Genomic DNA, 20,896 nt, shown 5'->3' on the forward strand with positions numbered 1-20,896 from the left:
CTTCAGTAACGCGAATTCGAATCTAGGAGGCTCTGATGGGCAAGGAAAAGTTCTCCCGCACCAAGCCGCACTGCAACATTGGCACGATTGGTCACGTTGATCACGGCAAGACGTCGCTGACGGCGGCGATCACGAAGGTTCTGGCGGAGACGGGCGGTGCGACGTTCACGGCCTACGACCAGATCGACAAGGCGCCGGAGGAGAAGGCGCGCGGGATCACGATCTCGACGGCGCACGTGGAGTACGAGACGCAGAACCGTCACTACGCGCACGTGGACTGCCCCGGCCACGCCGACTACGTGAAGAACATGATCACGGGCGCGGCGCAGATGGACGGCGCGATCCTGGTGGTGTCGGCGGCTGACGGCCCGATGCCGCAGACCCGCGAGCACATCCTGCTGGCGCGTCAGGTGGGTGTGCCGGCGCTGGTGGTGTTCCTCAACAAGGTCGACATGGTCGACGACGAGGAGCTGCTGGAGCTGGTGGAACTCGAGGTGCGCGAGCTTCTGTCGAAGTACGACTTCCCGGGCGACGACATCCCGATCACCAAGGGCTCGGCGCTGATGGCGCTGGAGGACAAGGAGCCGAAGATCGGCAAGGAAGCCGTCCTGAAGCTGATGCAGACGGTGGACGAGTACATCCCGCAGCCGGAGCGTCCGATCGACCTGCCGTTCCTGATGCCGATCGAGGACGTGTTCTCGATCTCGGGCCGCGGCACGGTGGTGACGGGTCGCGTGGAGCGCGGCATCGTGAAGGTGGGCGAGGAAGTCGAGATCGTCGGCATCCGGGCGACCACCAAGACGACGGTGACGGGCGTGGAGATGTTCCGCAAGCTGCTCGACCAGGGGCAGGCGGGCGACAACGTCGGCGTTCTGCTGCGCGGCACGAAGCGCGAGGACGTGGAGCGCGGCCAGGTCGTGTGCAAGCCGGGTTCGGTGAAGCCGCACGCCAAGTTCAAGGCCGAGGCCTACATCCTGACCAAGGAGGAGGGTGGCCGTCACACGCCGTTCTTCACCAACTACCGGCCGCAGTTCTACTTCCGCACCACGGACGTGACCGGGATCGTGACGTTGCCGGAGGGCACCGAGATGGTGATGCCGGGCGACAACGTGACCATGGACGTGGCGCTGATCGTGCCGGTGGCCATGGAGGAGAAGCTGCGCTTCGCCATCCGCGAGGGCGGCCGCACCGTCGGCGCCGGCGTCGTCGCCGCCATCAACGACTGAGCTCGAGCAAGCACCCTTAGCAGGGCGCGGCGGGGTGAAGGCCTCGCGTACCCCGCCGTCCCTCTCAAGGTTCCAGGATCATGAACGGTCAGAACATCCGTATTCGCCTCAAGGCGTTCGATCACCGCATCCTCGATGCGTCGACCAAGGAGATCGTCTCCACGGCCAAGCGCACGGGCGCGACCATCCGCGGCCCGATCCCGCTCCCGACGCACATCGCCAAGTTCACCGTGAACCGCTCGCCCCACATCGACAAGAAGTCGCGCGAGCAGTTCGAGATGCGCACGCACAAGCGGGTGCTCGATATCGTCGATCCGACGCCGCAGACCGTGGACGCGCTGATGAAGCTCGACCTCGCCGCTGGCGTGGACGTGGAGATCAAGCTCTGAGCCCCGCCGGGGCTTAGGGCTTACCGTTTCATCGCGCGAGGGAGAGACCTATGCGCTCAGGCGTCATCGCACAGAAGGTCGGCATGACCCGCGTCTTCACGGACGCGGGGGAGCATGTCCCCGTCACCGTGCTCAAGATCGATCAGTGCCAGGTGGTTGCCCACCGCACCGTCGAGAAGAACGGCTACGTCGCGCTGCAGGTCGGCGTCGGCAAGGCCAAGGTGAAGAACGTCTCGGCTGCCGAGCGGGGCCGCTTTGCGGTCGCCAAGGTCGAGCCGAAGAAGAAGCTCGCCGAGTTCCGCGTCACCGAGGACGCGCTGATCCCGGTCGGTGCCGAGATCACCGCGGACCACTTCATCCCCGGCCAGTTCGTGGATGTCACCGGCACCACGACCGGTAAGGGCTTCGCCGGCGGTATCAAGCGCTGGAACTTCGGCGGCCTGCGCGCCACCCACGGCGTGTCGATCTCGCACCGTTCGATCGGTTCGACCGGCGGCCGTCAGGACCCGGGCAAGACCTTCAAGAACAAGAAGATGCCGGGTCACCTCGGCGTCGAGCGGGTCACCACCCAGAACCTGCGCGTCGTGCGCACCGATCCCGAGCGCGGCCTGATCCTGGTCGAGGGCGCGGTGCCGGGTGTCGCCGGCGGCTGGATCCAGATCCGCGACGCGGTGAAGCGCAAGCTCCCCGCCGATGTTCCGCTGCCGGGCAAGTTCCGCGAGAACGGCGCGTCTGCCCCGGCGCCCGAGGCCCCTGCGGCTGAGGAGACCGCGTGATGAAGCTCGATGTCAAAACCCTCGACGGCGCCGGTGCCGGCTCGGTCGAGCTCAACGAAGAGATCTTTGGCCTGGAGCCCCGCGCCGACCTGCTGCAGCGCATGGTCCGCTGGCAGCTCGCCAAGCGCCGCGCCGGCACCCACGCCGTGCAGAATCGCTCGGACGTGAACCGGACCCGCAAGAAGCTCTACAAGCAGAAGGGCACCGGTAACGCCCGCCACGGCGCGGCCTCGGCGCCGCAGTTCCGCGGCGGCGGACGGGCCTTCGGCCCCGTGCCGCGCGACCACAGCCACGACCTGCCCAAGAAGGTCCGTGCGCTGGCCCTGCGCCACGCCCTGTCGGCCAAGGCCAAGGCCTCGACCCTGATCGTCGTGGACGACATCAAGATCGAGGATCACAAGACCAAGGGTCTCGTCGAGCGCTTCGGCAAGATGGGCCTCTCGAACGCGCTGATCATCGGCGGTGCCGAGGTCGACGTGAATTTCGGCCGGGCCGCCCGCGCCATCCCGCAGATCGACGTGCTGCCCGTGCAGGGCATCAACGTCTACGACATCCTGCGCCGCGACACGCTCGTCCTGACCAAGGCCGCCGTCGACGCGCTGGAGGAGCGTTTCAAATGAGTGCCGATCCGCGCCACTACGACATCGTCGTCTCCCCGGTGATCACCGAGAAGGCGACGAACCTGACCGAGCAGAACAAGGTCGTGTTCCGGGTCGCCCCCAAGGCGACCAAGCCTCAGATCAAGGAGGCCGTGGAGAAGCTGTTCGACGTCAAGGTCACGGCCGTGAACACCCTTGTCACCAAGGGAAAGAAGAAGATTTTCCGCGGCCTCCGCGGACAGCGCTCCGACGTGAAGAAGGCGATTGTGACCCTGGCCGAAGGGCACACGATCGACGTCACGACCGGGCTCTGAGGACGGGTTTTAGGGATCCAAGCCGATGGCCTTGAAGACATTCAAACCGGTCACGCCGAGCCTGCGCCAGCTCGTGCTCGTCGACCGCCGTGAGCTCTACAAGGGCAAGCCGGTGAAGGCGCTGACGGAGGGTAAGATCTCCTCGGGTGGCCGGAACAACCTCGGCCGCGTCACTGTCCGCTTCCGCGGCGGCGGTCACAAGCGCGTGCTGCGCAACGTCGACTTTAAGCGTCGCGAGCAGCTCGGTGTCGCCGCGACCGTGGAGCGGATCGAGTACGATCCGAACCGCACGGCCTTCATCGCGCTCATCAACTTCCCCGACGGGAAGCAGAGCTACATCCTGGCCCCGCAGCGCCTGCAGCCGGGCGACAAGGTGGTGGCCGGCGAGAACGTCGACATCAAGCCGGGCAATGCCGGTCCGGTCGGCTCGATGCCGGTGGGCACGATCGTCCACAACGTCGAGCTGAAGATCGGCAAGGGCGGCGCGATCGCCCGCTCGGCCGGCAACTACGCGCAGATCGTCGGCCGCGACCAGGGCTACGTGACGCTCCGCCTGAACTCGGGCGAGCAGCGCCTGGTCCACGGCCAGTGCTTCGCCAGCGTCGGCGCGGTCTCGAACCCGGACCACATGAACATCTCGCTCGGCAAGGCCGGGCGCAACCGTTGGCTCGGCAAGCGCCCGCACAACCGCGGCGTGGCGATGAACCCGGTCGACCATCCGCACGGCGGCGGCGAGGGTCGCACCTCGGGCGGCCGCAACCCGGTCACGCCCTGGGGCGTGCCCACCAAGGGGAAGAAGACCCGGTCCAACAAGCGGACCGACGTGTTCATCCTGTCCAGCCGCCACAACCGCAAGAAGTAATCGCTATGGCACGCTCTCTCTGGAAGGGGCCGTTCGTCGACGGCTACCTCTTCAAGAAGGCCGAGGCGGCGCGGGGCTCCTCGCGCTCCGAGGTCATCAAGATCTGGAGCCGCCGCTCCACGATCCTCCCGCAGTTCGTCGGGCTCACCTTCGGTGTGCACAACGGGCAGAAGCACATCCCGGTCTACGTCACCGAGGAGATGGTCGGGCACAAGTTCGGCGAGTTCTCGCCGACCCGCACCTTCCCGGGCCACGCGGCCGACAAGAAGGCGAAGAGGCGCTGAGATGGGCAAGCAAGCCACCCCCCGCGCGCTCCCCGAGAACGAGGCGAAGGCCGTCGCGCGCATGCTGCGTGTCAGCCCGCAGAAGCTCAACCTCGTGGCGCAGATGATCCGCGGCAAGAAGGTCGACACGGCGCTCGCCGAGTTGCAATTCTCGCGCAAGCGGATCTCGACTGAGGTCAAGAAGTGCCTCGAGAGCGCCATCGCCAACGCCGAGAACAACCACGACCTGGACGTGGACGACCTCGTCGTCTCCCAGGCCTTCGTAGGCAAGGCGCTGGTTCTCAAGCGTTTCCACGCCCGCGCCCGCGGCCGCGGCGCGCGCATCCTGAAGCCCTTCTCGAACCTCACCATCGTGGTTCGTGAAGTCCGCCAGGCCGAAGCGGCCTGAGGAGGATCTGATGGGCCAGAAAGTCAACCCGATCGGTCTCCGGCTCGGCATCAACCGGACCTGGGATTCCCGCTGGTTCGCCAACAAGGGCGACTACGCGAAGCTCATGCACGAGGACGTCGCGATCCGCGCCGCCCTCATGAAGCAGCTCAAGCAGGCGGCGGTCTCCAAGATCGTCATCGAGCGCCCGCACCGGAAGTGCCGCGTCACCATCCACTCGGGTCGTCCGGGCGTGGTGATCGGCAAGAAGGGCGCGGACATCGAGAAGCTGCGCAAGCTCGTCGGCACGATGACCAAGGCCGACGTGACCATCAACATCGTCGAGGTGCGCAAGCCCGAGATCGACGCCACCCTGGTGGCCGACTCGATCGCCCAGCAGCTCGAGCGCCGCGTCGCCTTCCGGCGCGCCATGAAGCGGGCCGTCCAGTCGGCCATGCGTCTCGGAGCCGAGGGCATCCGGATCAACTGCTCGGGCCGCCTCGGCGGCGCCGAGATCGCCCGCCAGGAATGGTACCGCGAGGGCCGCGTTCCGCTGCACACGCTGCGTGCCGACGTCGACTACGGCACCGCCACGGCGTTCACGACCTACGGCACCTGCGGCATCAAGGTGTGGGTGTTCAAGGGCGAGATCCTCGAGCACGACCCGATGGCCCAGGACAAGAAGGCCCAGGAAGAGGGCGGCCGCTCCGGCGGGCGCCGCGAGCGCGATGGCGAGGGCGGCCGCGAGCGCGGACGCCGCGAGCGCGAGCACGCGTAAGGTAGGAAGCTATGCTGCAACCGAAAAAGACCCGCTTCCGCAAGCAGTTCAAGGGCCGCATCCACGGTGCGGCCAAGGGCGGCTTCGAGCTGAACTTCGGCCAGTTCGGCCTGAAGGCGGTGGAGCCCGAGCGCGTCACCGCCCGCCAGATCGAGGCGGCCCGCCGCGCGATCACCCGCGAGATGAAGCGCCAGGGCCGCGTCTGGATCCGGGTGTTCCCGGACGTGCCGGTCTCCTCGAAGCCGACCGAGGTCCGCATGGGCTCCGGTAAGGGCGCGCCGGATTACTGGGCTGCCCGCGTGCATCCCGGCCGGATCATGTTCGAGGTCGACGGCGTTGCCGAGAATATCGCCAAGGAGGCGCTCCGCCTCGGCGCCGCGAAGCTCCCGATCCGCACGCGGGTCGTCCAGCGCATCGCCGACTGAACGGAGGATATCGTGAAGTCGACCCAGAGACTGTCTGATCTGAAGGCGCTGTCGCCGGATCAGCTGAATGACGAGTTGCTGAACCTCAAGAAGGAGCAGTTCAACCTGCGCTTCCAGGGGGCCACCGGCCAGCTCGAGAACGTCGCCCGCGTCCGTGAGGTCCGCCGCGACATCGCCCGTGTCCGGACGCTGCAGCGCGCGAAGACGCTGCAGGCGGCCAAAAGCTGACGCGGGCCTCTAGGAGAATACCATGCCGAAGCGCATCCTTCAGGGCACCGTCGTCAGCGACAAGGGTGAGAAGACCATCGTGGTCAAGGTGGAGCGCCGCTTCACCCACCCGGTGATGAAGAAGACTGTCCGCCGCTCGAAGAACTACCACGCGCACGACGAGGCGAACGTCGCCAAGGTCGGGCAGACGGTGTTCATTGAGGAGTGCCGCCCCTACTCCAAGACCAAGACTTGGAAGCTGGTCGAGGGCGATGCTGCCCAGGCCGAGGCCGGCGAAGCCGCCTGATTTCGGGATCTCGGCGGCTGCGGGCTTCCGCATCCGCCTCATCCCGACCTCCGGGCCTGTGGGATGACGCGTCGTAGGACGCGGCTTTTCTCGAAGCGCCTGAAGGACTGGAACGACGAACGCCCGGACGAAGCTCGACCCGCGAGGGCCGGATTCGTGCCGGGCGTCGTCGTTTCCCGGGCTCCTCGAAGATGAAAGCCTCTTCAGTTCGTCGATCTCTTGCGGCGGAGAGGAACCGCAACGCGCGTGTCTGTCTCGGGCCGGGATGCGGTGACGTTCAGAAGAGCGCGGCGGCAGGGACAGCGAGCCGCGGAGCGAGCGTGCTCTCCGCGGGATAGGGACGAGCCTCGGCTGGACGTCTTGCCGCGGCCATCAGTGGTACTCCTATCGGACGCAGGAACGGTTGCACGCCCTATGATGCCCTTGCTCTGTGAGAACAAAACGAGTACATACGGGCAGCGTTGACGCGCGTTGTGAACTGCGCCCAACCCCTTCATAAGGAGCCCGCCAGATGGCCCAGCCCGCATTGAAAGTGGTCGATATGCCCCCGGTGGACAAGGACAAGTCCAAGGCGATTGATGCCGCCCTGTCCCAGATCGAGCGTGCCTTCGGCAAGGGCTCGATCATGCGGCTGGGTAAGACCGACAAGGTGCAGGAGGTCGAGACGGTTTCCACCGGCTCGCTGGGCCTCGACATCGCGCTCGGCGTCGGGGGTCTCCCGCGCGGGCGCGTCATCGAGATCTACGGTCCCGAATCGTCCGGCAAGACGACGCTGGCGCTCCACACCATCGCGGAAGCCCAGAAGAAGGGCGGCGTCTGCGCCTTCGTGGATGCCGAGCACGCCCTCGACCCGGTCTATGCCCGTAAGCTCGGGGTCAATCTGGACGACCTGCTGATCTCGCAGCCCGATACGGGCGAGCAGGCGCTCGAGATTACCGATACACTGGTGCGCTCCGGTGCCATCGACGTACTGGTGGTCGATTCGGTGGCCGCGCTCACGCCGCGGGCCGAGATCGAAGGCGAGATGGGCGAGAGCCAGCCTGGCCTTCAGGCGCGCCTGATGAGCCAGGCCCTGCGCAAGCTCACCGGCTCGATCTCGCGCTCGAACTGCATGGTGATCTTCATCAACCAGATCCGGATGAAGATCGGCGTGATGTACGGGAGCCCCGAGACGACCACGGGCGGCAACGCCCTGAAGTTCTACGCTTCGGTGCGCCTCGACATCCGCCGCATCTCGACGCTGAAGGATCGGGACGAGGCCATCGGCAATCAGGTCCGCGTCAAGGTCGTGAAGAACAAGGTCGCGCCGCCGTTCAAGCAGGTCGAGTTCGACATCATGTTCGGCGAGGGCGTGTCCAAGGTCGGCGAGCTGATCGATCTCGGCGTGAAGGCCGGTATCGTCGAGAAATCCGGCGCCTGGTTCTCGTACAACAGCCAGCGCCTCGGTCAGGGCCGCGAGAACGCCAAGGGTTTCCTCCGGGACAACCCGGAGGTGGCGGCCAAGATCGAAGCCTCGATCCGTCAGAATTCCGGCCTCGTGGCCGAGCGGATCCTGGAGAACGCCGCTCCGACTGCGGACGATCTCGACGAGGGCGAAGCTTAGGACCGACGCATCCGGGCCCGCGGTCCTCCCCGGCACGCCACGAAAGACCAGGTGACCAGCCCTTCCGAGATCCCGGATCTCGGAAGGGCCTTTTTTAGGCCAGCGTGCCGAAGGAATCGCGGTAGCCTGGAAGCGCGGACGGTCAGTCCGCCATCGTCTTCTTCACGGTCTCGACGAGCTGCTTCAGGCTGAAGGGCTTGGGCAGGAAGTTGAAGGTCTCGCCTTCGGGCAGGTTCTTGCGGAACGCGTCTTCCGCGTAGCCCGAGACGAAGATCACCTTCAGGTCGGGCTGATGCTTGCGCACCTCCCGCAGCAGGGTCGGACCGTCCATCTCGGGCATGACCACGTCGGAGACGACGAGGTCGATCGGCTGAGCACCCTCGCGGACGATCGCGAGCGCCTCCAGACCGGAGGCCGCCTCCAGCACCGTGTACCCGCGGGCCGAGAGCGCTCGGCTGTTCACCGCCCGCACCGGATCCTCGTCTTCCACGAGCAGGATGGTCCCCTGCCCCGTATGATCGGCGGCGGGCTTGCGCGGCGCCGGCTTGTCCGCCTTGGCCGCCGGCTGTGCGGAGGCCGGCTCGCCGACCAGCACGAAGGCGTCGCCGGCCTCCGCCGGCTTCTGCGGCGCCGACTCCACCGAAGGCACTGCTGCGGCCGCCTGTTCCGTCCGCGGCAGGGCCGGAGCGGGTGGCAGGAGCGGGACCTCCTCCGGCTCGGCCTGCGGGACGTGCCGCGGCAAGTAGATGCGGAAGGCCGTTCCCTCGCCAACCTGAGACTGCACGTCGATGGTGCCGCCGGATTGCTTGACGATGCCGAACACCGTCGAGAGTCCCAGCCCCGTCCCCTTCCCGATCTCCTTGGTGGTGAAGAACGGCTCGAAGATCTTTTCCATCAGCTCGGGCGGGATGCCCTGGCCAGTGTCGCGGACCTCGATCAGCACGTGATCGCCCGCCGGTGCTCCGCCCCGCCCTTCGATGGCGGCGGCCGGACCCGGATCGGTGACGTTCTCGGTGCGGATCATCAGTTTGCCGCCGTCCGGCATGGCATCGCGGGCGTTAACCGCGAGATTCACGATCACCTGCTCGAATTGATTGACGTCGGCCTTCACGGGCCAGACCTCGCGGCCGTGCTTCAGCTCCAGAGCAACCCGCTCGCCGAGCAGGCGCTTCAGCAGCAGGGTCAGCTCGGAGAGCGCCTCCCCGACATTCATCACCTCCGGCCGCAGGGTCTGGCGCCGGGAGAACGCCAGGAGCTGGCGAACGAGGCCTGCCGCCCGGTTGGCGTTCTGCTTGATCTGCATGATGTCCTGGAAGGCCGGATCCGTCGGCCGGTGGCTCGCCAGCAGCAGGTCCGAGTAGCCGATGATCGCCTGCAGGACATTGTTGAAGTCGTGCGCGATGCCGCCGGCGAGCTGGCCCACCGCATTCATCTTTTGAGCCTGGGCGACCTGCTGCTCCAGCTGACGCTGAGCCGTGGTGTCGAGGGCGTAGAGGATGACGCGCTCTGCCTCGTCGGTCTCCTGGGCCTGGTCACCACCATCCGCGGGGCTCAGCCAGACTCGCGCCGAGCGGCCCCCAGGACCGTTGAGCTGGACCTCGATGGGCTCGGGATCGGCGAGGCCGCTCGCGGCCCGGGCGAGCCCGGCCTCCAGGGCGGTGCGGTCCGCAACCGAATCGGCGACGTTGGGCTCGACCCGCGGCGTGCCCTCCCCCTCGATCGCGCCATCCTCGGCTTGGCGCGGCACGGTACCGAACAGCCGCGTGAAAGACGCGTTGGCCCGGGCGATCCGGCCGGTCCGGTCCAGGGTCGCGATGGCGATGGGGGAATTGTTGAGGAATCGGGCGAGGCGGACCTCGGCGGCGCGCTGCGGCTCGTCGGTCTCGGCCCCGGCCGATCGATTAATCACGAAGGTCCGGGACGAGCCGGGCTTGCCGTCCTTACCGAAGGCGACCCGGTGGTAGAGCCGCACCGGCAGAGTGTGGCCGTTGCGACGGCGCAGGTCGAGGTCGAAACGGTCGGTGCGGACCTCGCCGGGCAGACCGGCGGTGCGCACGAGGACATCGGCTTCCGGGGCGATCTCGGTGAGATGCGGGCCGCCCGGACCGACACTCGTGAGATCGTAGCCGAGCCATGCGGCCAGGGTCGCGTTCATGTAGACGATGGCGCCCGCCGGGTCGATCGACAGGAAGCCTGCCGGGGCGTGGTCCAGATAGTCGATGGCGTGCTGGAGTTCCTGGAAGACGTTCTCCTGGCGCTCGCGCTCAGCGGTGATGTCCGCCACCGTCCAGAGTGAGGCGGCCCGGCGTGGACGCGCCAGCGGCCGGACCGAAACCCGGTACCATCCGAAGCTGCGCTCGCCGGCGATGGGTCCCAGCGGCGGCGACATCCGGACCTCTTCCGTATGGGCCCGGCCGTCGCGCGAGGCCTGCGACAGGCGGTAGACCGCCTCGGAGACCTCCGGAGAGCCGATCAGGATGCGCTCCACCGGCACGAGGTTGGAGAAGGTGTCGCCGCCGGCGATCCGGAGGTAGGCCTCGTTGGCGTAGATAAGTCGGCCGCCATCCTCGACCACCAGTTTCCCGTCGGGGGAGGCGTCGACGATGCCCTTGGTGATGTCGTCTCGGGCTGCGCTTCCGCTGAGCTGGAGCGCTCCGATGGCCAGCGCGAACAGGAAGAAGACGCCCGCCATAGCCAGCAGGGCGAGCAGCCAGACGATCAGCGACTGGGCCTGTTCGTTGGCCACGAAGGACAGACCGATGGCCGCACCGACGAGGAGACCCGCGAGCACGAGCAGCAGCCCGACGCGGCCCGGCTGCTCCGAGCGGTCGATCGAGCCGGTCCCCTGCAGGTTCGCGGTCGGCAATCCCCCATTCTGCGGGCCCGCGGCGGGCGCCGGAGGTCCAGTGACGTCGGCCATCGGCTTCATTCCAGAACAGTCACCCGGTTCAGCCTGCCGGCAATATCAGGGCAAAGGCAGCGTGGCACCACGTGCGTCGCGCCAAGCCTCGGCCCAGCCTCGCGAAAAAAGGTGGAGGAAGCGTGGCTTTCCCGCACGGTCACCCGCACCGCGTTTCGCCCGCACGGGGCAGGATAGTGTCCTACGCGGCCCTGCGGCGCAGGCGCAGCACGAAGCCGATCACCTCGGCCACCGCGCGGTAGTGCTCGGCCGGGATCTCCCGGTCGATCTCCACGGTGGCGTGCAGCGCCCGGGCGAGCGGCGGGTTCTCGATCACCGCGACACCGTGTTCGGCCGCCACTGCGCGGATGCGGAGGGCGAGCGCGTCGACACCCTTGGCGACGCAGACCGGTGCGGCCATACCGGTCTCGTAGCGCAGGGCTACGGCGTAGTGGGTCGGGTTGGTCACCACCACGGTGGCGGTCGGGACGGCGGCCATCATCCGCTTCTTCACCCGGGCCATGCGCAATTGCTTCATGCGCCCCTTCACCTCCGGGTTGCCGTCCGCCTCCTTCATGTCCTGCTTCAGCTCTTCCTTCGACATCCGGTGGCGCTTACGCCAGCGGAATCGCGCGTAGAGCGCGTCGCCGAGCGTGATCGCGAGGTGCACGCACAGCATGCCGGCGAGAAGCCGCAGGCCCAGGGACAGGATCGCCGGCAGGCATGCTGTCGGGTCCAGCTTGGCGAAGACTTCCAGCCGATCGCGGTCGTTCCACAGGAGCGTTGCGCCGACGACGCCCACAGCGCCGATCTTGGCGAGTCCCTTGCCGAACTGGAACAGGGCCTCAATCCCGAGAAGCCGCTTCAGGCCGGCCGTCGGCGAGAGCCGCTCGAATTTCGGCATCAGCGTCTCGGTGGTGAGGACCAGCGGGTGCTGCAGGAGGCCGGCGGCGAGACCCGCGGCGGCGGCGAGCCCCGCCGGCACGGCCGCGGCCTGGAGCCACAGCCACAGACCGCGTGCCGCCGCGTCCCGCATTGCGGTGGCGTCGTCCGGCACGGCGTGGGCGTTGGCGAGATAGGCCTTGAGCCCGTGCATCAGGCTCTCGGCGATGCCGGGCGCCGCGACCATCAGCGCCAGGGTGAAGGCTCCCAGGATCGCGAAGGTATTGATCTCGCTGCTGGTGGCGACGTCGCCGCGCTCGATCGCCTGGTCGAGGCGCCGTTGGGACGGCTCCTCTGTCTTGTCTTCGTCGTCCGCACCCTCAGCCATCGGGCATCGATCTCAGCGCGCAGCAGGACGAAGGGAGGCAGGCCGGCCGCTCAGCGGCCGACATACGCGGCGAGATACCGGCCCAGATCGTCCAGGAAGACGCCCATCATGACACCGAGGCAGCCCATCAGGATCACCATGCCCACCAGCACCGAGGCCGGAACCGCCAGGAAGAACACCTGCAACTGCGGCATCAACCGCGAGAGGACGCCGAGCCCGAGGTTGAACAGGATCCCGAAGGCGATGAACGGTCCGGAGATCTGCACGGCCAGCGTGAAGCCGCGGGTGAGCGCCCGGGTCGCCAGCATCAGCGCGTCCGAGAAGGCCGGCACCCCGTCGGGCGGCAGCACGTCGTAGCTCCGCGCCAAGCCCTCGATGGCGAGGTGGTGCAGATCGGCGGTGAAGATCAGCGTGATCCCGAGAAGCGACAGGAAGTTGCCGATCGCCACCTGCTGTCCGCCCATGCTCGGATCCACCGTCATGGCGTAGGATAGGCCGAGCTGCGCCGAGATGATCACGCCAGCGGTCTGCAGGGCGGCGAGCACCATCCGCACCGTGAGGCCGAGCACCAGCCCGACGATCGTTTCCCCGAACAGGAGCCCGATCAGCCGCGGCCCGGCCACGCCCTCCGTGCCGCCCAGCAGCGGGCGCACCGTCGGAAACAGGACCAAGGCGGTGAGCAGCGCGAAGGCGAGGCGCAGGCGCGGCGACACCATCTGCTCGCCGACGCCTGGCATCAGCATGATCAGCGTGCCGACGCGCGCGAAGGTGATCAGGTAGGCGGAGGCGATCCCGGGCAGGAGCAGGTTCATCGCCGCCCCTATCGCATGCGCGCCCGCCGCGTGTCCCCCCGATGACGCCCATCACCCGCCCGCCGCGATCCGGGCTGCAATGCGGACCATGTAGCCGGCCATGGCATCGCCGATGAAGGGCAGCATCAGCAGGAGCGCGGCGAACACCGCTACGATCTTTGGCACGTAGATCAGGGTCTGCTCCTGGATCTGGGTCAGAGCCTGGACCAGCGAGACGGCGAGACCCACCACGAGCGCGACCAGCATCAGGGGGCCGGCCACCTTCAGGAACACGAAGATGCCGTCGCGCGCGACGTCGAGGATGGCGAGGCCGGTCATGGATCTGCGGCGTGCTCTGAGGGTTCGGCTTGAGGACCGGTCATCGACGCCCGAACATCGTCATCGATGCTCTCACGGACGGCGTATCTTTTTGATCGAGGCGGCATCCGAGGACGGCGGAGCGCTAGATCTGCATGCGCATGATCTCCTCGTAGGCGGAGATCATGCGGTCGCGGACGGCGACCATGGTCTGGAGGGCGGTCTCACTCTCGGCCACCGCGGTGACCACGTCCACGACATTGGCTTTGCCGGCCGCCGCCGAGACCGCCTGAGCGTCGGCCCGGCGCCCGGCATCGCCGACGCTGTCCAGCGTCTGCCCGAGAAGCTGCATGAAGTCCCCGCCGGCCTCCGTCACCGGCTGCACCCGGGGCGTCGGCCGACCGGAGGCGAGGCCCTGGACGGCGGCGTAGGCGCCCGCTGCGAAGTTGCTCGTTGCCATCGCTCTGGGTCCCTACGCGCTCACTTCAGGATCGCCAGCGTCTGCGCCAGCATCTTGCGCGTCGAGGTGACCATGTTGAGGTTCGCCTCGTAGGAGCGCTGGGCCTCGCGCAGGTCCATGTTCTCGATGAGCGCATTGACGTTGGGCATCTGCACCTCGCCCCGGGCGTTGGCCGCAGGATTGCCAGGCTCGTACTTCGTCCGGAACGCCGAGGGGTCGCGCCGGACCCGCCCGGCCTCCACGAGCCGGGCCCCGGTCTCGTCGTCGAGATGACTTGTGAAGGTCGGTATCTTGCGGCGATAGGGCTGCGCCCCGGCCGAAGCCGGTGCGGAATCGGCGTTTGCGATGTTCTCGGCGATGATCCGCATCCGGCCCGACTGAGCCTTCAGTCCGGCCGCCGCCACAGTCAGTGACTTGCTGAATTCCATGGCTCAAGGCCCTCTTGGCGCCACAACCGAACGACCGGCTTCCCGAACCATCAGCTCTTGCCGATGGCGATCTTCAGGGTGGTCAGGCTGTGCTGGTAGAGCGAGGCCGCGAGCTGGTAGTCTGACTGGTTGTCGCCGGCCTTCATCATCTCGTCCTCGAGGTTGACGCCGTTGCCGCTGGGGCGGACCTCGAACCCCTTGGCGCGCTTGGACTCGGTGCCGGCAGCGCCCTGTCCGGCTGGCGCGATATGGGCCGGGCTCGTCAGCGTCAGGCTTGTCGAGGCGGAGACCATGGCGCCGGTCGCCCGATCGAAACGCGGCTCCACGAGGTCGCGCGGCCTGAAGCCCGGCATGTCGGCATTGGCCACGTTCTCGGCGATCAGGCCCTGGCGCGCCTGGGCCCATTGCATCCGGGTACGCAGCATGCCGAGCACGGGCAGGTCGGTGAGGGCCAAGGTCGCCTCCGGTGTGGCGTGGCCGCGCCGGAACGAGCGGGCTCGGCAAAATCTGCCGCGCGCATGGTTAACGGCGCGTTAAACCGAGCGGAAACCGGTAAGCCGTCCGGGTTGAAGGGTAATGGCCTGGCGAAGAAGCTTGGCTCCCCTGGTCGGGAGGCTGGACGTGGCCGGCCGGCGGGGCGCGACCTCGGGCCGCCCGCAGGGCTCAGCCTGCAGCAGGTAGGCATGGTTCCAGATCGGGGAGGCCCGGCGCGCCTTCCACATCCTATTGTCCTGATGGCCTTACTTTAAATCGTCTGTTAACGAAGTCTTAACGTCGTTTGCCTCGCTGCCCCCTTCGCGTGGTATGAAGGGCTCCGTGCCGAGACCGACCCGCGGCGGCCGGAACGTGCGAGTGCGTAACCTTGCGATGGCTGCAATCCGTGTTCGGCTCTGACGGCTCCCCCATCGTCCAATATGTCGTGATCTTCGCCGTTATCTTCACGGCGCTGGCGGCGATCGTGTTCACGGTGCGACGGCTCACCGGCCGCAGCCTCGCGCTGTCGGGCCGAGGGGGCAGCCGAGGCCGCCAACCCAGGCTCGGGATCGTCGATGTCTACGAGCTCGACCGCGCCCGCCAACTGATCCTGCTGCGCCGGGACAACGTCGAGCACCTGCTGCTCGTGGGCGGTCCCAACGACGTAGTGGTCGAACGCAACATCCAGCGGAGCCAGCGGCCCCTGCCCGAGGCCGCCCTGCGTCCCGAACCAGCCCAGGAATCCCTCGACGAGCCAATGCCGGATCCGCTGGTCCAGGGTGGCCGCCTGCCTGAGCCGCCGCGGGCTTTGCCCGAGATGGCCGGGCGCCGTTCGGAGCCGCTGTTCGATCCGGGGTTCGAGATGCCGGTGATCGTGCCGCCACCGGTTCCGCGCTCGCCGACCGTCCCGCCTGTGACCCTGCCCCTAGACGCCGCCCTGCTCGGTGGCGACGAGCCGGGGCAGGATGTGTCGGCACCCCTGGCGCCCACGCCACCCGCGGCCGCGGAGCCGCCCGCCGCGCCGGCCCCTCCGGCCCGCGAGCCCGCTGTCCCGCGGCGGATCCTGAGCCGCACCGCCCCGCCACTGGTCGAGCCGCGTCCCGGTCCCGCGTCCGAGCGGAAGCCTGAGACAGCCTCCGGCGACGAGGCGATGCGCCAGGCGCCGAGCCTCGCCGTCCCGTCGTCGGACCGCCGGTCCGTCGATCCGGCAGTCCTGTCCGACATGGCGCGACAGCTCCAGGCTGCGCTGTCGCGGCCCTCCTCCGCAGTGACGCCTGCGCCCACGCCCGCGGCCGCTCCCGAAGGCGTCGATCCGGTGGCCGCCGCGATGGCATCCGTCCCGCCTGTCCCGGTGCCGCCCGAGCTGCCGGCCCCCGCCCGCGCCCCGTCCCCACCGCCGGCTGCGGCCAAGCCTGCACCTCCGGTCACGCCGCTCGATCAGCCGGTTGCGCGAGAGGCATCCCCGCCCGCAATCCCGGCGCCGACCGCGTCGCCGCCAGTTCCTCCGGCCCAGCCGACCCCGGAGAAGGCGCCTCCCGCATTCCAGCCGGCGCCTCCCACGCCGCCGGCCGAGCGGCCAGACTCGAAGGCTTCCGGCAACCCGTTCTCCGTGGAGGAAATCGAGGCCGAGTTCGCCCGCCTTCTGGGCCGGCCTCTGGACAAGCGAAGCTGAGGCCGGGCGAGGGATCATACCCGTTGGCAACGCACATCGTGGGGCCCAGTCCCGCTCAGAGGGTCATCGCCGGGATCCGGGCCTAAGCTGGCTCGGTCGGGAGCCGATGCTGCGCTGGCAGAGATGAGAACTGCGTTTAACCGCCTGTTAACCGCATTCCGGAACGCTTCGTCCCGGAGGTGGATGTCAATGCTTGAGTTGAACGCTGAATCGGCTCACCGAAGCCGCGCCTACCGGGCTTTCCGGCTCGACCGTGCCGGACGCGTCTTCTCGGCCGAGATCGTGTCGGCCGAGGACGACAGCCAAGCGCGCCGCCAAGCCCGGGCCATGGTGGAGCGGGACGCCATCGAGCTGTGGGAACGGACCCGGTTCCTCGGCCGCTTCGAGCCCGTCGCGCGGATCTAGTGCCTCGCACTCCGTCCGCGCTTCGGGGGCGCCTCACCGCCGGGCCGTCTCCGGCATCGCCAGGACGGCGAGGAAGCTGAGGGTTGCGGCCACCGCCAGGTAGACCCCGACGAAGCCGATCCCGCCATAGGCCGCGAGTTCCTGCGCGATGTAGGGCGCCCCGGAGGCGCCCAGGATCCCCGCAAGGTTGTAGGTGACCGACGCACCCGTGTAGCGCACCCGGGTCGGGAACAGTTCCGGCAGCACTGCGCCCATCGGCCCGAACACCCAGCCCATGGCGAGCAGGCTGAGGCAGAGGAAGCCCAGGACCGGCGGCCATGTCCCGGTGCCGGCGGCTTGGCCGAGCATCGGCCCCATCAGGAAGCCCAGCAGGAACACGGCGGCCATCCCGGAGAGCAGGACCGGACGGCGCCCGAAACGGTCGGCGGCGGCGCCCGAGGCCACGGTGCCGAGCGCCATGAAGCAGACCGCGATGCACTCGAACAGCAGGAAGGTCGGCCGGGTGTAGCCGAGCGTGCCGGTGCCGTAGCCCAGCGCGAACACGGTGGAGAGGTAGAACACCGCGTAGACCGCCACCATCGCGAAGGTGCCGATCAGGACCGCGCGCCCGTGCTGCGTCAGCATCGTGGCGAAGGGTATGCGCTCCGGCCGCGCCTGGCTCAGCGCGGCCTTGAAGGCCGGCGTCTCCGTGAGCTTCAGGCGCACGTAGAGCCCGACGCCCACCAGGGCGGCCGAGGCCAGGAACGGCAGGCGCCAGCCCCAGGCCTGGAAGCTCTCGGGCGAAAGGCCGAAGCTGAGCGCGAGGAAGCCGAGATTGGCCAGGATGAAGCCCACCGGCGCGCCGAGCTGCGGGAAGATCCCGTACCACGCCCGCCGGCCGGGCGGAGCGTTCTCCACGGCGAGCAGCGCTGCCCCGCCCCATTCCCCACCGAACCCGATGCCTTGCCCGCAACGCAGGAGGCAGAGGGCGGCGGGCGCCCACCAGCCGACGGAGGCGTAGGTCGGCAGGCAGCCGATCAGGACCGTGGAGAGGCCCATGATCAGCAGCGAGGCCACCAGGGTCGCCTTGCGGCCGACCCGGTCGCCGAAATGCCCGAAGAGGGCCGCGCCCACCGGCCGCGCGATGAACGCGATGGCGAAGGTCGCGAACGCGCTGAGCTGCTGCACGCCGGGGGCGCCCGCCGGGAAGAAGACCGGGCCGATCACCAGGGCGGTGGCGGTGGCGTAGATGTAGAAGTCGAAGAACTCGATCGCTGTGCCGACGAAGCTCGCGGTCAGGATCCGGCCGGCACTCGGTGCGGCACCAGTGGCGCGCGCGGTTTCGACGGTCTGCAGCATGATCGTGTGAGGGATTGGAATGCCAACGTGATTGCGGCGCTTTCGCACGACCCAGCGCGCGCGGAAACCCCGAAAGCGGTTCCGGGACGGCTCGCCTGTGCGATGCGCCGGTGGCGGCCTTGCGTTCGCCGGTCCCCTTCGCCAAGCTGACCGGCCACATACCGCGAGGGGCGCCGGCCGCGGCGCCCTTCCACATCACTCGAGTATTGCGATGAGAGTCACCGTCGAGCGCGCGGCCCTGCTGAGGTCGCTCGGCCACGTGCACCGGGTCGTCGAGCGCCGCAACACGATCCCGATCCTGTCGAACGTGCTCCTGCGCGCGGAAGGTTCGGGCCTCCAGCTGCGGGCGACCGACCTCGACATCGAGGTGACCGAGAGCGTGCCCGCCGACGTGGCGGATGCCGGCGCCACCACGGTGCCGGCGCACGTGATCTACGATATCGTGCGCAAGCTCCCCGAGGGAGCGCAGGTCTCTCTGGAGACCGGCGGCGAGGCCGGCCAGATGACGATCCGCTCGGGTCGCTCGCGCTTCGCGCTGGGGGCCCTGCCGGAGGGCGACTTCCCGGATCTCGCCGCCGGCGAGATGCCGCACGGGTTCGAGATCGCCGCCGCCGACCTCAAGCGTCTGATCGACAAGACGCAGTTCGCGATCTCGACCGAGGAGACGCGCTACTACCTCAACGGCATCTACCTGCACACGCTGGAGACCGAGAGCGGCCCGGTGATGCGGGCCGTGGCCACCGACGGCCACCGACTCGCCCGTGTCGAGATCCCGGCGCCCCAGGGCAGCGTCGGCATGCCCGGCGTGATCGTGCCCCGCAAGGCGGTGGCCGAGATCCAGAAGCTCCTCGACGACGGCGGCGAGACGGTCGCGGTCGACCTGTCGCCCGCAAAGATCCGCCTGCGCTTCGCCGGCGGCCTGACCCTGATCTCCAAGCTGATCGACGGCACCTTCCCGGACTATCAGCGGGTGATCCCGGCCAACAACGACAAGCGGCTGACCGTGGAGCGCGACGCCTTCGCCAAGGCGGTGGACCGGGTCTCGACGATCTCGTCCGAGCGCGGCCGCGCCGTGAAGCTCGGGCTCGGCGAGGGGCGGCTTGCTCTGTCGGTGAACAATCCGGATTCAGGCAGCGCCACCGAGGAGCTGGATGTCGACTACGAGGCGGCCAACCTCGATATCGGCTTCAACGCGCGCTACCTGCTCGACATCACGGCGCAACTCGAAGGCGACACCGCTTTGTTCAAGCTCGCCGATCCGGGCTCCCCGACCCTGATTCAGGACCGTGAAGGCGCGCCGGCGCTCTACGTGCTCATGCCGATGCGGGTTTAAGGCTGCCCCGGCAACGTCTTGTTCCCGCCCTCATCCTGAGGTGCCGGAGCGTAGCGGGGGCCTCGCAGGAGGTCTCCAGATCACGACATAGGTTCTGGAGCCCTCCTTCGAGGCCCGCGGACGCGGGCGCCTCAGGATGAGGTGGTTGGATGGGATGGAAGACAAGAAGGGCTTGTTGAACGCGGTTCATCTCGACCTCCGGGTACGCCGATGAGCGAGAGCCTCGATCGGCGGATCGAGACCGATGGTCCGGACCTGCGCGTCACCCGCCTGATCGCCCGCGATTTCCGCAACCACGCCGATCTCGAACTCACCCCCGGAGCCCGCTTCGTGGCCCTCGTGGGCGAGAACGGCGCCGGCAAGACCAACCTGCTCGAGGCGATCTCCCTGTTCGTGCCGGGCCGAGGCCTGCGCCGGGCGGAATTCGCCACCATGGCGCGCACCGGGGGCCCGGGGGGCTTCGCCGTGTCGCTCACCCTCGACCGCGATGGTGCCGAGCACCGGCTCGGCACGGGACTGGAGCCACCGGGGCCCGACGGGCGGTCGAGCCGCCTCTGCCGCATTGACGGCGCCTCGGCCCCCTCCCCGGTGGCCTTCAGCGAGTTCCTCCGGGTGGTCTGGCTGACGCCAGACCTCGACGGGTTGTTTCGCGGGGCTGCGGGTGACCGGCGGCGGTTCCTCGACCGTCTCGTCCTGGCGGTCGATGCCGGCCACGGCGCCCGGGTCTCCGCGATGGAGCGCGCCCTGCGCTCGCGCAACCGGCTGCTGGAGGAGCGGCCCGACGACGACCGCTGGCTCGACGCCGTGGAGCGCGAGGTGGCGGAACTCGGTGTCGCCGTGGCGCTCGCCCGCCGGGAGACCGCCGAGCGCCTCGACCGGCTGATCGCCGAGACCCGAGACGACGCGCAGCCCTTCCCCTGGGCCTCGATCCGCCTGGAGGGTGACCTCGACGACCTCGTGGCGGTCTGGCCGGCCATCGAGGCGGAGGACCGCTTCCGCCTCGCCCTGCGCAACGGCCGCCACCGGGACCGGGCCGCCGGCCGCACCCTGATCGGGCCGCAGACAACCGATCTCGTCGTCCGCCATGGGCCTAAAGACGTCCCGGCCGGGACGGCCTCCACGGGCGAGCAGAAGGCCCTGCTGATCGGCCTCGTCCTGGCCCATGCCCGGTTGGTGCGGGCGATGAGCGGCATCGCGCCCGTGATCCTCCTCGACGAGGTGGCGGCCCACCTAGACCCGCGCCGGCGGGCCGGCCTGTTCGAGGCCCTCGACGCCTTGCCCGGTCAGGTCTGGATGACCGGAGCCGATCCGGCCGCCTTCGCGCAGGCTGGCGACCGGACCGAGGTGCTGCGGATCGGGGCCTGAGCGGGC

At 68.7% G+C, this 20,896-nt stretch carries 25 protein-coding genes; 17 read left to right on the top strand and 8 right to left on the bottom strand.

Going from position 1 to position 20,896, the window contains the following annotated elements; translation table 11 throughout:
* The first annotated feature begins 35 nt into the window (after positions 1–35).
* The 13 genes from tuf (at position 36) to recA (ending at position 8,137) form a co-directional block, all read left to right on the top strand.
* The gene (gene tuf / locus ACYCO6_RS20620; protein ID WP_459762779.1) at positions 36–1,226 is read left to right on the top strand and encodes an elongation factor Tu; all 1,191 of its coding nucleotides are present in this window, start codon (positions 36–38) and stop codon (positions 1,224–1,226) included.
* A gap of 80 nt (positions 1,227–1,306) precedes the next feature.
* Complete coding sequence (gene rpsJ / locus ACYCO6_RS20625) at positions 1,307–1,615, top strand: 30S ribosomal protein S10 (protein ID WP_007569268.1); 309 nt, start codon at positions 1,307–1,309, stop codon at positions 1,613–1,615.
* 50 nt (positions 1,616–1,665) lie between these two features.
* Positions 1,666–2,391, top strand: a complete 726-nt coding sequence (gene rplC, locus ACYCO6_RS20630; protein WP_459762782.1) for a 50S ribosomal protein L3 — start codon at positions 1,666–1,668, stop codon at positions 2,389–2,391.
* Positions 2,391–3,011 carry a 50S ribosomal protein L4 gene (gene rplD / locus ACYCO6_RS20635; protein WP_459762784.1) on the top strand — a complete coding sequence of 207 codons (621 nt, stop codon included), beginning with the start codon at positions 2,391–2,393 and terminating at the stop codon, positions 3,009–3,011. The genes rplC and rplD overlap by 1 nt, the downstream gene beginning before the upstream one ends.
* Positions 3,008–3,304: a 50S ribosomal protein L23 gene (locus ACYCO6_RS20640; protein WP_012319188.1), complete on the top strand. Its 297-nt coding sequence runs from the start codon at positions 3,008–3,010 to the stop codon at positions 3,302–3,304. Before rplD ends, ACYCO6_RS20640 begins: the two co-directional genes overlap by 4 nt.
* Before the next feature lie 25 nt (positions 3,305–3,329).
* Entirely contained in the window at positions 3,330–4,166 is an 837-nt protein-coding gene (rplB, locus tag ACYCO6_RS20645; protein WP_459762787.1) for a 50S ribosomal protein L2, read from the top strand.
* Positions 4,167–4,171: 5 nt separating this feature from the next.
* Complete coding sequence (gene rpsS, locus ACYCO6_RS20650) at positions 4,172–4,450, top strand: 30S ribosomal protein S19 (protein ID WP_012319190.1); 279 nt, start codon at positions 4,172–4,174, stop codon at positions 4,448–4,450.
* A 1-nt stretch (position 4,451) separates the two neighbouring features.
* Positions 4,452–4,838, top strand: a complete 387-nt coding sequence (gene rplV / locus ACYCO6_RS20655; RefSeq protein WP_012319191.1) for a 50S ribosomal protein L22 — start codon at positions 4,452–4,454, stop codon at positions 4,836–4,838.
* Positions 4,839–4,848: 10 nt separating this feature from the next.
* Positions 4,849–5,595 carry a 30S ribosomal protein S3 gene (gene rpsC, locus ACYCO6_RS20660; RefSeq protein ID WP_012319192.1) on the top strand — a complete coding sequence of 249 codons (747 nt, stop codon included), beginning with the start codon at positions 4,849–4,851 and terminating at the stop codon, positions 5,593–5,595.
* Between the two features lie 11 nt (positions 5,596–5,606).
* On the top strand, positions 5,607–6,020 hold the full coding sequence (gene rplP, locus ACYCO6_RS20665; RefSeq protein WP_012319193.1) for a 50S ribosomal protein L16: 414 nt from the start codon (positions 5,607–5,609) through the stop codon (positions 6,018–6,020).
* Positions 6,021–6,032: 12 nt separating this feature from the next.
* Positions 6,033–6,248, top strand: a complete 216-nt coding sequence (gene rpmC, locus ACYCO6_RS20670; RefSeq protein ID WP_459762791.1) for a 50S ribosomal protein L29 — start codon at positions 6,033–6,035, stop codon at positions 6,246–6,248.
* Between the two features lie 22 nt (positions 6,249–6,270).
* Positions 6,271–6,534 carry a 30S ribosomal protein S17 gene (gene rpsQ / locus ACYCO6_RS20675; protein WP_459762793.1) on the top strand — a complete coding sequence of 88 codons (264 nt, stop codon included), beginning with the start codon at positions 6,271–6,273 and terminating at the stop codon, positions 6,532–6,534.
* Between the two features lie 541 nt (positions 6,535–7,075).
* Positions 7,076–8,137: a recombinase RecA gene (gene recA, locus ACYCO6_RS20680; protein ID WP_459773632.1), complete on the top strand. Its 1,062-nt coding sequence runs from the start codon at positions 7,076–7,078 to the stop codon at positions 8,135–8,137.
* Between the two features lie 142 nt (positions 8,138–8,279).
* Here the strand turns inward: recA and cckA are convergent, their stop codons facing one another.
* From cckA to flgB, 7 genes are all read right to left on the bottom strand, one after another.
* Positions 8,280–11,057, bottom strand: a complete 2,778-nt coding sequence (gene cckA, locus ACYCO6_RS20685; RefSeq protein WP_459762795.1) for a cell cycle histidine kinase CckA — start codon at positions 11,055–11,057, stop codon at positions 8,280–8,282.
* Between the two features lie 181 nt (positions 11,058–11,238).
* Positions 11,239–12,306, bottom strand: a complete 1,068-nt coding sequence (locus ACYCO6_RS20690) for an EscU/YscU/HrcU family type III secretion system export apparatus switch protein (protein ID WP_459762797.1) — start codon at positions 12,304–12,306, stop codon at positions 11,239–11,241.
* A 50-nt stretch (positions 12,307–12,356) separates the two neighbouring features.
* Positions 12,357–13,118 carry a flagellar biosynthetic protein FliR gene (gene fliR / locus ACYCO6_RS20695; protein ID WP_459762799.1) on the bottom strand — a complete coding sequence of 254 codons (762 nt, stop codon included), beginning with the start codon at positions 13,116–13,118 and terminating at the stop codon, positions 12,357–12,359.
* 51 nt (positions 13,119–13,169) lie between these two features.
* Complete coding sequence (gene fliQ / locus ACYCO6_RS20700; RefSeq protein WP_459762801.1) at positions 13,170–13,436, bottom strand: flagellar biosynthesis protein FliQ; 267 nt, start codon at positions 13,434–13,436, stop codon at positions 13,170–13,172.
* A gap of 124 nt (positions 13,437–13,560) precedes the next feature.
* Positions 13,561–13,875 carry a flagellar hook-basal body complex protein FliE gene (gene fliE / locus ACYCO6_RS20705; protein WP_459762803.1) on the bottom strand — a complete coding sequence of 105 codons (315 nt, stop codon included), beginning with the start codon at positions 13,873–13,875 and terminating at the stop codon, positions 13,561–13,563.
* Between the two features lie 20 nt (positions 13,876–13,895).
* Positions 13,896–14,303 (bottom strand): flagellar basal body rod protein FlgC, encoded by a 408-nt coding sequence (gene flgC / locus ACYCO6_RS20710; RefSeq protein ID WP_459762805.1) that lies wholly within the window; start codon positions 14,301–14,303, stop codon positions 13,896–13,898.
* A gap of 50 nt (positions 14,304–14,353) precedes the next feature.
* A complete protein-coding gene (gene flgB, locus ACYCO6_RS20715; RefSeq protein ID WP_459762807.1) occupies positions 14,354–14,758 on the bottom strand; it encodes a flagellar basal body rod protein FlgB in 405 nt (134 codons plus the stop codon).
* 425 nt (positions 14,759–15,183) lie between these two features.
* Here flgB and ACYCO6_RS20720 point away from each other — a divergent pair, with 425 nt between their 5' ends.
* Positions 15,184–16,449, top strand: coding sequence for a hypothetical protein (locus ACYCO6_RS20720; protein WP_459762809.1), 1,266 nt, complete (start codon positions 15,184–15,186; stop codon positions 16,447–16,449).
* 189 nt (positions 16,450–16,638) lie between these two features.
* A complete protein-coding gene (locus ACYCO6_RS20725) occupies positions 16,639–16,854 on the top strand; it encodes a hypothetical protein (RefSeq protein ID WP_459762811.1) in 216 nt (71 codons plus the stop codon).
* 33 nt (positions 16,855–16,887) lie between these two features.
* Here ACYCO6_RS20725 and ACYCO6_RS20730 read toward each other — a convergent pair whose 3' ends face one another.
* Positions 16,888–18,192: an MFS transporter gene (locus tag ACYCO6_RS20730; protein WP_459762813.1), complete on the bottom strand. Its 1,305-nt coding sequence runs from the start codon at positions 18,190–18,192 to the stop codon at positions 16,888–16,890.
* Positions 18,193–18,403: 211 nt separating this feature from the next.
* Between ACYCO6_RS20730 and dnaN the strand changes: the two genes are divergently transcribed.
* Both dnaN and recF read left to right on the top strand, forming a co-directional pair.
* A complete protein-coding gene (gene dnaN, locus ACYCO6_RS20735) occupies positions 18,404–19,525 on the top strand; it encodes a DNA polymerase III subunit beta (protein WP_459762815.1) in 1,122 nt (373 codons plus the stop codon).
* Positions 19,526–19,735: 210 nt separating this feature from the next.
* Complete coding sequence (recF, locus tag ACYCO6_RS20740; protein ID WP_459762817.1) at positions 19,736–20,890, top strand: DNA replication/repair protein RecF; 1,155 nt, start codon at positions 19,736–19,738, stop codon at positions 20,888–20,890.
* Positions 20,891–20,896 lie beyond the last annotated feature (6 nt).

It is taken from the genome of Methylobacterium sp. CM6257 (assembly GCF_054611515.1).

Bases quoted from the DNA above. Each gene is read 5' to 3' on its own strand.
- fliR (WP_459762799.1), bottom strand. From the start codon at position 13,118: ATGAACCTGCTCCTGCCCGGGATCGCCTCCGCCTACCTGATCACCTTC.
- rplC (WP_459762782.1), top strand. From the start codon at position 1,666: ATGCGCTCAGGCGTCATCGCACAGAAGGTCGGCATGACCCGCGTCTTC.
- rpsC (WP_012319192.1), top strand. From the start codon at position 4,849: ATGGGCCAGAAAGTCAACCCGATCGGTCTCCGGCTCGGCATCAACCGG.
- rpsJ (WP_007569268.1), top strand. From the start codon at position 1,307: ATGAACGGTCAGAACATCCGTATTCGCCTCAAGGCGTTCGATCACCGC.
- ACYCO6_RS20730 (WP_459762813.1), bottom strand. From the start codon at position 18,192: ATGCTGCAGACCGTCGAAACCGCGCGCGCCACTGGTGCCGCACCGAGT.
- fliE (WP_459762803.1), bottom strand. From the start codon at position 13,875: ATGGCAACGAGCAACTTCGCAGCGGGCGCCTACGCCGCCGTCCAGGGC.
- ACYCO6_RS20725 (WP_459762811.1), top strand. From the start codon at position 16,639: ATGCTTGAGTTGAACGCTGAATCGGCTCACCGAAGCCGCGCCTACCGG.
- ACYCO6_RS20690 (WP_459762797.1), bottom strand. From the start codon at position 12,306: ATGGCTGAGGGTGCGGACGACGAAGACAAGACAGAGGAGCCGTCCCAA.
- flgC (WP_459762805.1), bottom strand. From the start codon at position 14,303: ATGGAATTCAGCAAGTCACTGACTGTGGCGGCGGCCGGACTGAAGGCT.
- rplP (WP_012319193.1), top strand. From the start codon at position 5,607: ATGCTGCAACCGAAAAAGACCCGCTTCCGCAAGCAGTTCAAGGGCCGC.
- rpsQ (WP_459762793.1), top strand. From the start codon at position 6,271: ATGCCGAAGCGCATCCTTCAGGGCACCGTCGTCAGCGACAAGGGTGAG.
- rpsS (WP_012319190.1), top strand. From the start codon at position 4,172: ATGGCACGCTCTCTCTGGAAGGGGCCGTTCGTCGACGGCTACCTCTTC.
- recA (WP_459773632.1), top strand. From the start codon at position 7,076: ATGCCCCCGGTGGACAAGGACAAGTCCAAGGCGATTGATGCCGCCCTG.
- rplD (WP_459762784.1), top strand. From the start codon at position 2,391: ATGAAGCTCGATGTCAAAACCCTCGACGGCGCCGGTGCCGGCTCGGTC.
- ACYCO6_RS20640 (WP_012319188.1), top strand. From the start codon at position 3,008: ATGAGTGCCGATCCGCGCCACTACGACATCGTCGTCTCCCCGGTGATC.
- cckA (WP_459762795.1), bottom strand. From the start codon at position 11,057: ATGGCCGACGTCACTGGACCTCCGGCGCCCGCCGCGGGCCCGCAGAAT.
- rplV (WP_012319191.1), top strand. From the start codon at position 4,452: ATGGGCAAGCAAGCCACCCCCCGCGCGCTCCCCGAGAACGAGGCGAAG.
- rplB (WP_459762787.1), top strand. From the start codon at position 3,330: ATGGCCTTGAAGACATTCAAACCGGTCACGCCGAGCCTGCGCCAGCTC.
- dnaN (WP_459762815.1), top strand. From the start codon at position 18,404: ATGAGAGTCACCGTCGAGCGCGCGGCCCTGCTGAGGTCGCTCGGCCAC.
- fliQ (WP_459762801.1), bottom strand. From the start codon at position 13,436: ATGACCGGCCTCGCCATCCTCGACGTCGCGCGCGACGGCATCTTCGTG.
- recF (WP_459762817.1), top strand. From the start codon at position 19,736: ATGAGCGAGAGCCTCGATCGGCGGATCGAGACCGATGGTCCGGACCTG.
- tuf (WP_459762779.1), top strand. From the start codon at position 36: ATGGGCAAGGAAAAGTTCTCCCGCACCAAGCCGCACTGCAACATTGGC.